Origin of the sequence: Catenulispora pinisilvae (assembly GCF_015356865.1) — a bacterium.
Lineage (GTDB): Bacteria > Actinomycetota > Actinomycetes > Streptomycetales > Catenulisporaceae > Catenulispora > Catenulispora pinisilvae.
Genome location: NZ_JAAFZA010000291.1, coordinates 1 through 11,595 on the forward strand (window position 1 = coordinate 1; position 11,595 = coordinate 11,595).

The following is an 11,595-nucleotide window of genomic DNA, read 5'->3' on the forward strand; positions in this document are numbered from 1 at the left end:
GGGTGAAGCGGGGTGAGGTCGGGTGAAGCGGGGTGTTGCGGGGTGAATCGAGGGGGGAAGTGGGTGAGAAGCGGGAACAGGAGTCGGATCAAGTCAGGGGACTGTCAGGGCTGTCAGGGCTGTCAGAACTGTCAAAAGCGGCGCGCCGGGATGCCGCGCCACCGGCTCTGTCCCGGCAGGTGCTCGCCCTTCATCACCAGCGACAGGGCGTCCAGCGTGGTGTCCTCGCCGACCTCGGCGTCGTAGAGCACGACACTGCGCGCCCCCACCGAACCGCCCCGGCCGACGACGACCTTCGACATCTTCATGACCCGGTCCTCGAACAGGTGGGTCTGCAACGAGGTGAGTTCCCCGACCGCCGCGTCGTCACCGACGGCCACCAGGTCGAACTCGGTCATGTAGGTCGTGTTGAGCCACACCCGCCGCCCGAAGCGGGCGCCGAACAGCCGCATCACCCAAGGCGCCAGCGGAGTGCCGGTGAGGAAGTTCAGCAGACCGGGCACCACCAGGTTCTCGAACAGCCCGGTGACCAACTCGGTACGCCGCACCCACACGCCCCACAGCGGTTCCACCCGCTGCCGGTAGCGGCCGATGACCAGCCACTTGATCAGCACGACCAGCAGCGTGGCGAAGAACCCGGCGCCGAGCACCAGGGCCGGCGCCAGCAGGAAGACCGGCAGCGGCGAACTGCTCTGGGCGATCTTGATGCTGGCGTACAGGGCACCGAGCGCGCTGAGCGCACCGATCGTGGACGGCAGGGTGACGCGCGCGTACTCGATGGCCAGGCGGGCGGCGATCAGTCCGGGGCTGGGGTCGTAGGTGTACTTCGCCGGGAAGTTCTGGCTCTCCTCGCGCCGCGGCAGGAAGATCGCCGGTGAGCCGAGCCAGGTCGTCTCCGGGTCGATCGGCCGGGCCGGCGCCACCGAGTGCACGCCGAGCAGGGCGTTGTCACCCATCCGGGCCGAGCCCGGCAACAGCGCGCCGTTGCCGACGAAGCTGCGCGCGCCGACCTCGGCCTGCGCGATCGCGATCCGGCCGCGGTGGAAGACCGCGGGCGCGACCACCGCGACGTCGGCGACGAAGCTGCGCTCGCCGATGACCAGCATGTCCGGGTCGACGAAGCTCACCGTCGCCACCTCCGACCAGCGCCCGGTGCGGGCCCCGAGCCGGCGCAGGAACGGCACCAGATAGAGCGTGGAGTACAGCGAGTGGGTCAGGGTCAGGCTGGTGGTCATCAGACCGTCGCCGATCCACTTGCGCACCCCGAACCCGCTGCGCTCGGCGTAGATGCCGGGCCGGACCCGGGGCAGCACCGCGCGCTTGACCGCGATGATCAGCAGGCAGGTCGCCAGCACGAACACCGGCCCGGCGACCAGGGTGGCCGGCAGCGACCAGTCGAAGCCGTCCTGCCAGGCCACCAGGCCGATCATGGTCCCGCCGGCGGCGGCGATCAGCAGCGGCACCAAGATGAGCACCAACGCGCCGAGGGCGTAGCCGGCGAGCAGGCGCACCGGCCAGCGGCGCTCGTCGGGCCGCTCGGCCAGCACCTGCAGGATGGCCGGGGCCGCTTCCTGCGCCGAGGCCGGGGAGCCGGCCCAGTGCTCACCGGCCGGGACCGTGTGGTCGGCCGGGAGCAGCGACTGCTCGCCGAGCGTGGCGTGCGCGCCGAGCACCGAACCGGGAAGCAGAACACTGTTGGTCCCCAGGTTGCTGCCCTCCTCCAGCCGGACCGGCGCCAGCCGCAGCCAGCCGCCCTGGACCGCGTAGGACTGCACGCGTGCGCCGTAACCCACGCTCACGTTGTCGCCGAGCTCGACGAACTTCGGCAGACCGAAGGGCCCTGCGATGTGGCAGCCCCGCCCGACCTTGGCCCCCATCGCCCGCAGCAGCGGCGGCAGCAGCGGGGAACCCGCCAGCAGCGCGGCCGCCGAACCGGTCATGACCTTGGTGGCGAACCAGAACCGGAAGTAGGTCGGGCCCCACAACGGATACCAGCCCGGCTTCACCCCGGCCAACAGCAGCCGGCAGCCGACCGCCGGGATGAGCAGCACGTCCACCAGCGTCCAGGCGATCTCCAACGGGACGAACTCGGCGTAGCTCATGCGGGCCAAGTAGTCCAGCGGATCACCCGAGGTCCCGAGCCCCGGCATCGGCTGGTGCCAGGACGCCAACAGCCGGTAGAGCAGAACCAGGGCCGGCAGCCCGAACACCATGAGCCACGCGTACAGTGCGGCGACCTGAGCGAATCCACATACCGCGACCCGCAGCGAGGAGTGCCGACGAGGCTGCGGGCCTTGCTGCTGCTGCGGATCCGGTGCTACGCCGGCGGTGGCGCTCGCGGCGTCGACCAGCGCGGCCAGGGCGCCGACCGTGGGGTGGCTGTAGAGGTCTGCCATAGCCAGCCCCGCCGTCTCGGGCTGCTTGCGCAACCTCGACATCAGCCGGGCCGCGGCCATCGAATGGCCGCCGAGGTCCAGGAAGAAGTCATCCTCGACGGACAGTTCCTGAACCCCGAGGATGTCCTGCCAAGCCGCGACGAGGACCCGCTCGGTCGGCGTGCCCGCGGCGACGTGCGGCCGGGAACGCTTGGCGAGCGGCGGCGAGGTCGGGGCCGGGAGCGCGGCCCGGTCGACCTTGTCCGCCGCCAACATCGGCAGGGCGGGCAAGACCTCGACGAACGAGGGGATCATGTAGTCGGGCAGGCGGCTGCGGAGCTTGGTGTGCAGGCGCTCGCGGAGGTCGGCGTGGTCGGCGTGGTTGGTGGGGTCAGTATCGGCGTTGGCGCTGTCGCGCCCGGAGTCGGTGTTGGTGTCGGGGTTGCCGCGGGTGATGCGGAGCGCGCCGTTGTGGTCGGCGGGCCTGGCGTTGTCGCGGTCGCGGTCGCCGTCGCGGTCGTGCTCGTCGGCGTGCCCGTCGCCGCGGTGCGGGTCGCCCTCGGCCTCCAGCGTCGACCGGCTGGCCAGCGTGAGGTAGCCGACCAGGTCCTGCACCACACCGTCGTGTTCGCGCGGCACCACCACCGCGTTCTCGACCGCCGGGTCCTCACGCAGCACCTGCTCGATCTCGGCCAGCTCGATCCGGTACCCGCGGATCTTGACCTGGGTGTCTATCCGGCCGAGGAACTCGATCTCGCCGGACGGCGTGAAGCGGCCCAGGTCGCCGGTCCGATAGACCCGCGGGCTGTGTTCGCGGTCGGCCGGCACCGGGTTGGCGATGAACTTCTGCGCGGTCAGCTCGGGCCGGTTGAGGTAGCCGATGGCCACCCCGGGGCCGCCGATGCAGATCTCCCCGCTGTCCCCGGCGGGCACCGGGACCAGGTTCTCGTCCAGCAGGTAGACCCGGTAGCTGGGCAGCGGTTTGCCGATGGTGACCGGACGGCGCGCGGACAGCTCGGTCCAGGTCGCGCTGACCGTCCCCTCGGTGGGCCCGTAGACGTTCAGCAGCCGCCGCCCCGGGCGGGACCAGCGCTTGACCAGGTCCGGCGGGCACGCCTCGCCGCTGACCAGCAGGCTGCGCAGCGAGGAGATCTCGGCCTCGACGGCGGTGAGCAGCGTCGGCACGCAGCACAGGACCGTGATCGCCTGCTCGATCAGGAAGGCGGCCAGCCCGTCGCCGACCCGCCGGTCGTCGGTCGGCCCGGCCACCAGCGTCGCGCCGACGACCCAGGCCGGCCAGACCTCCTCGACCGAGAAGTCGAAGGCCAACGAAAGGCCCTGATATACCCGGTCTTGTTCGCAGACCTGGTAGATCGGCGCGACCGCTTGCAGGAAGTTGACCAGGCTGGCGTGCGAGACCGCCACGCCCTTGGGCCGCCCGGTGGTGCCCGAGGTGTAGATGATGTAGCAGGCCTGGGCCGGATCGGCGTCGATCGCCAGCCGGTCCGGCGAGTGGGCCGCCACTTGCTCGGCCTGCTCGTCGAGTTCGAGAACCTGGCAGGGCAGGCCGTGGGTCCGGTGTCGCAGGGTCGAGGTGGTCACCAGGTCGCAGAGCTCTGCGTCCTCGGCGATGAAGGCCACCCGGTCGGCGGGGAAGGAGGAGTCCAGCGGCACGTACGCGGCCCCGGACTTCATCACGGCGAGCAGTGCGACGTAGCTGTCCAGGGACCGCTCCAGCAGGATCCCGACATGCCGGCCGGGACCGGCGCCGCGTTCGCGCAGCAGGGCGGCCAGCCGGTTGGCCCGGCGGTCGAGTTCGGCATAGCTCAGCGCGGCGGTGCCGCAGATGACGGCGGCGTTGTCCGGCACCCGGTCACAGGTCCGCTCGAAGTACTGCGAGAGCCACCGCACTATCGGCAGATTCCAGTGGCCGTCGGGGTCTAAGGGGTCGGGACTGCTTTTCGGCACGCCGGAATGGGAAAGCGATTCGACGCTCGACATGATTCCTTCTGTTCGCTCAGAACGGATGGTGATGGCCGCGGCGGTCGGTCGGCGCATTGACGACCGCGGCTCATGTTATAAGGCCGGAATGTAGGACGGTCATAAAGGCGCACCGTACGGCCGCGCCGAAAGCAGGGAACACTTCCGGTACGGCGCGGTGGGCCGTTGCTTCGGTCCTTCGATTACTTCGGTGTCTCGATCCTTTCCGGCGCGGGGGCGGATCTCCGGCGCCGGGCGGAGCGGACGTGCGGAGCCGCGTCGTCGCCGGCCGACCTGCGACGGCGCTACGGCAAGGCTGTGAGCTGCGGCGTTGACTACCGCCGCGCGGCTAACAACTGGTACATGCGACAGGGCTCCTGGTTCTTATCCGGGCCGTTCTACTACATCGGACAGTAGGCCGGGCCGCGCAAGCCCGGCAAGGCTCTTAATGCTTTTCTCAGGCTGCTTTCATATCTCATGTGGCTGTTCGTTAAGGCGGTTTCTACGACCCGTCGAAAGGGTTCTGAAGGCGTGCCGGAGATCGAGTCGGCGTGAATTCACGGGGACCGCAAGGGAAAGGCGAGCGGGAATCTCTGTTTTTCCGGCAGCTCAGGGCCGCCGGCCGGCCGGGCACCGCGGCGGGGCAGGGGTCGGTAAGGGCCGTCGGCGGTCGGCGAGGGTTGCTGAAGGGTCGCGCGGGTGTGCGCGGCGTGTGCGGGCCGGCAGTGGGAGTCGCGCGCGGATGAGGGGGCGCGCACGGCGCCGGGCGTGGCGCGCGGCACCGCGCACGCCGGCTGCCGGGCCGGTCAGGGGCTGTACCGCTCCAGCGCCGAGCCGGCGATCGTCGCCAGCCAGGCATGCTCGTCGGGCTGGTCGGCGGCGGTCTGGTAGAGCCGCCGCCACAACCCGGTCCGGCTCCACGTCACGAACCGGCGGTGCGCGGTGGCCGGCGACACGCCGAACGCCGGCGGCACCTTCCGCCAGGCGCAGCCGCTGGTGAGCACGTAGACCACGGCGGTGAAGACCGCACGGTCGTCGAGCGGCGCGCTGCCACCTCCTTGCGGCCGGGCCGAGAACGCGGGAAGTAAGGGTTCTACCTGCTGCCATAGCCGATCCGGAACCAGCCGATGCGACAGGACATCAACCATGGTGTCCATCATGGGGGAGGATGCTGTCGTTTGTGTTACGAGTGCGTCACCAATCGTAGTGGGTCTATACCACGTGAGACGCCGTCCGGGTGTTCCAGGGCTGCGATACGCCCGGTCTGGTTAAGGTCCTGACCTGCTTTCCCCCTGCGCCGGCCGGATCGCGGGCGGTACACCGCCGTCGGGCCGGGTCGAGCTTCCCATCAGGGGCTTGTCATGATCCATCGCCGATGGGGCGCTGACTGCTCGGACCGCTTTATCAAAGGATGCTGAGATAAGGGTCCGGCGATCCGTCTTCGGCGTTGCGTGCGCACGATCCTTGTTTCCGGCCTGTTTCGGAAGGATGTGGCCGAGCACCGGGCCCTGGGTCCGAGTCGGGAACGCTGACGTACCGCTTCGAAGAAGTGGCCGGGGCCGTACCGGAAGGGCATGGTGTAGTTCGTGAATTCGGGATGCGCCGCCCAGTCCCGGATGAACTCCGCATTCCCGAACACCCGGGGCGGTTCTTCCTCGGAGATGGCGACCACTCCGGGCAGCTGTCGTACTTCAGCGGTTCGAGCTCGGGGTCGTCGGCGTGCTCGGCCCGGAAGATCCCCTCGTCGCCGAACCCGGGTCCGGTGATGCTGACGGTGAACAGGCGCGATTCCCCGTCCCCGTGCTCCGGGGCCACCACGTTGAGCCGCCCCGGCTCGATCTCCACGTCATAAGAGCCGGCCCTCGGCTCCTCGAAGCGCCGAGCCAGCCCCCTGAGTATCCCGCCGAGCTCCGCCGTCTGCGTCGCGGCTACCGGGCCCGGCAGATCGATGATGATTATCGACCCCGTCATCCGGCCAGAATATCGCGGGCTGAGACGAGCGACGCGGCTCGGCGCCTCAGCGCTGCTTCAGGACGATCCACCGTCCCGGCAGCACCGCGGCCATCACCATCAGCGGCCAGACCGGCTGGGAGTGGCACCGGAACCGGACCACGGACCCGTCCGCCGCGGCGAACGTCCGCACCGGACTGCGATGGCTGCCGTCCGAGGTCAGCTGCAGGGTGTGCGTCCCGGGCGACACCTGCGTCTGGAAACTCTCATCCGACGCGATCCGCCCCACCTCCTGCCCGTCGAGCAGGACCGACCAGCTGGCATGCCGGTCCTGGACGGCGATCGTCGGACCGGGCATCGCGCGTTCGAGGTGCAGTGTGGTGGTCACCGGTTCCGCCTCTTTCCTTGCTCGATGTCCGGGCGGGGCCAGTCTACGAGCCGTACCGTCACATTCGCTCTCAATCATGCTCCCCGCAGCAATGCGTGCCCTGACTTGCTGCGCCGACGTCCAGCGCCGGGTTCCGCACGAAGAAGTCCACCGGCTTCAGGGTGAAGCCCGCGTAGTCGACCGGCATGACCGGCCAGTCCTCGGTGCGGGGGAAGTGGGTCAGGCCGAAGGTGTGCCACAGGACGATGTCCTGGCCGTCGAGGTCGCGGTCGGCGGCGGTGTAGGCGGGTAGGCCTGCGGCGCCGGGGTTCTGGTTGACCAGGTCGCCGGCCGGGTAGCGCTCGGCGGGGTGGTAGCGGGTGACCCATAGGTGGCGGGTGGCGAAGGCGGCTCGGCGGTGGATCGAGGAGCTCGGGTCGGCCAGCAGGACAGGTTGGCCTTCGGGGTAGAGGGCGTAGCCGACTGGGCGGCCCAGGCGGTTCGGGCGGTCGGGGTTGATGATGTGCCAGGCGCGGGCGCGTCCTGGGTCGGCGAGGCGCTGGGCTTGGGATTCGCGGGTCAGGCGGGTGCGGTCGAGGGTGAAGGCGTTGCCGTGTGGGTTGGCCGGGCCGGGTGGTAGGGCGCGGGCTTGGACTTCGTCGACGGCGTTGCCGGGGCCGTCGACGGTCATGTCGAGGCGGGCGCAGAACAGGTGTTGGTGGAACGGGGCGCCCAGGCCCGGGGCGAGTTCGGAAGCAAAGGCCTGATTCGCGCCGGACGGCGGCATGGCTGAGGTGAAGGGGATGCCGGTGGCCTTGGCCTCCAGCTGAATGGTCCCGTCCAGGTAGAGGTACCAGTAGAAGCCGTAGTCGTAGTTGCCGACCGTGGTGAAGAACGAGATGACCATCCGACGTTGGCGCCGGGTCTCGGAGGCGCCGGTCCAGCCGTCGGTGTGCTTCCACAGGACGCCGTAGTCCTCCTCATGCAGGCACACCGCGTTGCTGACGCGGCGCGGTTCGCCCCGCTCGTCGGCGAGGACGGCGTCGAGGTAGGTGATGTCGCCCAGGCAGTCGCAGCCCAGCGCGAGGGAGTTCGTGTAGCGGCCGAACAGGTATTCGCCGGCGTCGAAGTAGTTCTGCCAGAAGCGGACCGGTGATGGGTCGGCGTAGGGGACCACCATCTCGGCGATCGATGCGCGGTAGAGGATGGGCCGGTCTTGGCCGGTTCCGGTTCCGGTGTCGGTGCTGGCGTTGGTGTCGGCGTTGGTTCCGATGTTGGTGTTCGTGGTGGTATCGGTGTCACGGTAGGAAAGCTGGTGCAGCACCAGACCCTCCCGGGCGTCGAAACCGAGGCGCACACTCCAGTTCTGCCAGTGCAGCACGTCCCCGGCCAGGTGGAAGCTCGGCCCCTCGGGCTGGGTGATCTCGATCGGTCGCAGGCCCCGGCGGGCGGGGCCGACGTAGGCCGGATCGTCGAAGTCGGCGCACTCGGCGGGGATCGGCTGCGGGCCGGTGTCGATGACGCTGACCACTTCGCGGGCGATCGGGTCCACGTAGGCGACCAGGCCGTCGACGGGATGCGCCCACGGGTTGTCGCGCCGGTGGTCTTGGCGGAACCCGAGGGAGCGGATGATGCGGCGGCCGGTCTCGGCGGGGTGGTCGTAGGCTCCGGCGGACAGGGGCGCGACTCGTACCCGGTCCGGCGTGAGTCCTCGTGCGGCCAGGGCGGTTCGCCAGTTCGGGTCGGCGCCGACGATCTGTTCGACGAGTTCGAACTCCGCGTCGAGGATCGGCAGGCGGCCGTCGTGATCTGGATCGGGTTCGCGTACGGATTCCACTTCTCCGGCGGTCACGGAGACGATCACGTCGCGGGAGCGGCCGTCGGCGAGGTCGAGGAGCAGGACCCTGACGCGTCGCTCGAAGGGTGCGCCGGGGACGTGTTCGAGCACGTCCTGCTTGTCGGGCTCTTCCAGGCCCACGTAGGCGAATCGGGTGCTGTCGTGCAGCAGCCCGGCCTTCTCCAGGATGGCGCGGCCGGTCAGCACGTCCGCCGCGCTGAGCCGGTCGAGGGGGTGAGGCGGGGCGGGGAGTTTGTCTGCGGGCATGTGCGATCTCCTGTCGTTCTCCTGTGCGTCTCCTGTCGCTCCCGGGCTCAGCCCAGGTGCATCCAGACGCCCTTGACCTCGGTGAAGACGTCGAGGGCGTACTTGCCCATCTCCCGTCCCCAGCCGCTGGCCCCGAAACCGCCCCACGGCGCACCGCTGTCGGGGATCGGCAGCATGTTGACGAACACCGCCCCGGCGCGGATATCGGCGGCCAGGCGGTGCGCCGTCGCCAGGTCCTTGGTCCAGACGGCGGCCGCCAGGCCGTATTCGGTGTCGTTGGCGCGCGCGGCCAGCTCCTCCGGGTCGTCGTAGGCCAGCACCGGCAGCACCGGGCCGAAGACCTCGTCTCGGGCGATGGACATCTCGTCCCGCACTCCGGCCAGGACCGTCGGGCGGAAGAAGTTGCCGCGCGCCAGGCTCCCGTCCCCGTCCGCGCGGGTGCCGCCGGTGACCAGCTCGGCGCCTTCCTCGACGGCCCGGCGCACGCAGCCGTCGACCTTGGCCAGGTGCTCGGCGGTGACCAGCGGGCCGAGTTGGGTCTCCGGGTCCAGGCCGTTGCCCAGGCGCAGCCCCGAGGCGGCGTTCGCCAGCTTCTCAGTGAACTCGTCCACGCGGCGGCGGTCGACGTAGAAGCGGGTGTAGGCCGCGCACACCTGGCCGCTGTTGAGCAGGCCGCCTTGCAGGTTGCCCGCGACGGCGGCGTCGATGTCGGCGTCGGCGGCGATGATGCTGGGCGCCTTGCCGCCGAGTTCGAGCGTCACGCGCTTCAGGTTCGCCGCGCTGCCGCGCACGATCTCCTTGCCGACGGCGGTGGAACCGGTGAAGGAGACCTTGTCCACGCCCGGGTGCTCGACCAGCGCGCGGCCCACGTCCGGCCCGCCGGTCAGCAGGTTGACGACGCCGGCCGGGATCCCGGCGCGCTCGATCAGCTCCACGAGCCGCACGGTGGTGGCGGGGGTCTGCTCCGCGGGCTTGACGATGACGGTGTTCCCGCACGCCAGCGCCGGCGCGATCTTCCACGTCGCGATCATCAGCGGAAAGTTCCACGGCGTGATCAGCGCACACACCCCGACCGGCTCGCGCCGCGTGTAGTGCAGCGTGTTCGGGAACGAGACCGGGGCCACCGCGCCTTCGATCTTGGTGCACCACCCTGCGTAGTAGCGGAAGTGCTCCGCCGCGCCGGCCACGCTGACGTCGCGCGCGACGCCCAGCGGCTGCCCCTGGTCGCGGGTCTCGAGCTCGGCGAGCTCGCCGGCGTGCGCCTCGATGAGGTCCGCGACCCGCCACAGCAGGCGCGCTCGCTCGGCGGCGGTGATGCCGACCCACGCGGGATCGGCGAGCGCGCAGCGGGCGGCGTCCACGGCGGCGTCGACGTCGGCGGGGCCGGCCTCGGCGAAGGTGCCGACCAGCGCGCCGGTGGCCGGGTCGAGACTGGGGAAGGACGAGCCGCCGGCGGCGGGTTCGGCCCACTTGCCGTTGATGAACAGCCGGGCCTGTGTCTGCTCCATGCTCTGATGCCCCATTTCGTGTACGGGTCCTCTGGCGTCGCCTTCAGCGTCGCAAGCGGCCGTGCGCGGGGCTTGTCCGTCAGCGAACAGCCGTTGACGGGCGGCGCTCAGTACTCCAAGTCCACGCTCAGTACTCCAAGTCCACGCTCAGTACTCCAAGTCCACGCTCAGTACTCCAAGTCCACGCTCAGTACTCCAAGTCCACGCTCAATACTCCCGGTCCGCCACGCTGAGCGTGATCTCTCCCGTGGGCTCACTCGTCAGCCGATACTCCCGCGGACTGGCCCCGTACGCCGACCGGAAGATCCGGCTGAAGTGCGCCGCGTCGGCGAAGCCCCAGCGCGACGCGATCGCCCCGACCGCGCGGTCCAGTTGCAGCGGGTCGCGCAAGTCGCGGCGGCAGTGTTCCAGGCGGCGGTCGCGGATCCAGCAGGAGACGGTGGTGCCTTCGTCGCGGAACAGTTTGTGCAGGTAGCGCGTCGAGATGAAGTGCGCCGCCGCCACGGTGTCCGGGCCCAGGTCGTGGTCGCCGAGGTGGCTCTCGATGAAGGAGGTGATGCGCATCATCAGTGCCCTGCGTCCGGAGTCGGGGCCGGGGGCCTGGAGTTCCAGGCGGTCGGCGACCAGGGTGACCAGCAGGTCGACGATGTTGTCCGCCAGCCGGACGCTGCCGGGCGTCTCGTACTCGTCCAGGTGGTCGGCCAGCCGCATCAACAGCGGCGACACCAGCGCGCCGACGCCCTGGCGGCCTGAGACGCGCACCGCCGTGATGCGGCCGACGTCCTCGGGTGCGACGCGCAGCAGGCGGCGGGGGAGCATGAGGACCAGCTGCCGGTAGCTGTCGTCGAAGGCGAGGCTGTAGGGGCGGGTGGTGTCGTAGATGGCGAAGTCGCCGGGGGTGAGCGGGGCTTCCCGGCCGTCTTGGGTCAGGACGCAGTAGCCGCGCAGTTGCAGGCCGAGTTTGAAGTAGTCGCGGTCGGAGGCGGCGATGGCGCGGGAGGTGCGGTTGATGGTGTGGGCGTTGGCGTCGATCTCGGTGACCTGGAGCTCGCCGAGGTGGATGCTGCGCAGCCGGCCGCGGAAGTCGTCGGTGCCGGGCTCGGCGCGCAGCGGCACGAAGGCGTCGCACACGACGCTGCGCCAGAACTCGAAGCGCTCGGTGGCGGGCAGGTCGGCGGTGCGCAGTGCCAGGGTCATGGGCGTTCCCGGGGTCAGTGCTGCTGGAGGGTCCACGCTGCTCCAGCCGGGGCCGGTAGTCAATGAAGATCGGCGATCAGGCGGGGGATTCGGTGCCGGCCGGCTCCCCGGGGG

At 70.3% G+C, this 11,595-nt stretch carries 5 protein-coding genes and 1 pseudogene; all 6 read right to left on the reverse strand.

Annotated features, from left to right (window positions below; translation table 11 throughout):
* Positions 1–131: 131 nt before the first annotated feature.
* A complete protein-coding gene (locus IZR01_RS43355; protein WP_228561244.1) occupies positions 132–4,376 on the reverse strand; it encodes a Pls/PosA family non-ribosomal peptide synthetase in 4,245 nt (1,414 codons plus the stop codon).
* 848 nt (positions 4,377–5,224) lie between these two features.
* Positions 5,225–5,503 (reverse strand): annotated as a pseudogene (locus IZR01_RS43360) (transposase); the annotation flags it as partial.
* A gap of 869 nt (positions 5,504–6,372) precedes the next feature.
* On the reverse strand, positions 6,373–6,693 hold the full coding sequence (locus IZR01_RS43365) for a hypothetical protein (RefSeq protein WP_194927224.1): 321 nt from the start codon (positions 6,691–6,693) through the stop codon (positions 6,373–6,375).
* Positions 6,694–6,763: 70 nt separating this feature from the next.
* The gene (locus tag IZR01_RS43370) at positions 6,764–8,776 is read right to left on the reverse strand and encodes a copper amine oxidase (protein WP_194927225.1); all 2,013 of its coding nucleotides are present in this window, start codon (positions 8,774–8,776) and stop codon (positions 6,764–6,766) included.
* A gap of 47 nt (positions 8,777–8,823) precedes the next feature.
* Entirely contained in the window at positions 8,824–10,284 is a 1,461-nt protein-coding gene (locus IZR01_RS43375) for an aldehyde dehydrogenase family protein (RefSeq protein ID WP_194927226.1), read from the reverse strand.
* A 207-nt stretch (positions 10,285–10,491) separates the two neighbouring features.
* Entirely contained in the window at positions 10,492–11,481 is a 990-nt protein-coding gene (locus IZR01_RS43380; protein WP_194927227.1) for an AraC-like ligand-binding domain-containing protein, read from the reverse strand.
* Positions 11,482–11,595: the final 114 nt, after the last annotated feature.

What these genes read in the sequence shown, in the direction of transcription:
- IZR01_RS43355 (WP_228561244.1), bottom strand. Translation starts at nt 4,376, where the DNA reads ATGTCGAGCGTCGAATCGCTTTCCCATTCCGGCGTGCCGAAAAGCAGT.
- IZR01_RS43370 (WP_194927225.1), bottom strand. Translation starts at nt 8,776, where the DNA reads ATGCCCGCAGACAAACTCCCCGCCCCGCCTCACCCCCTCGACCGGCTC.
- IZR01_RS43375 (WP_194927226.1), bottom strand. Translation starts at nt 10,284, where the DNA reads ATGGAGCAGACACAGGCCCGGCTGTTCATCAACGGCAAGTGGGCCGAA.
- IZR01_RS43380 (WP_194927227.1), bottom strand. Translation starts at nt 11,481, where the DNA reads ATGACCCTGGCACTGCGCACCGCCGACCTGCCCGCCACCGAGCGCTTC.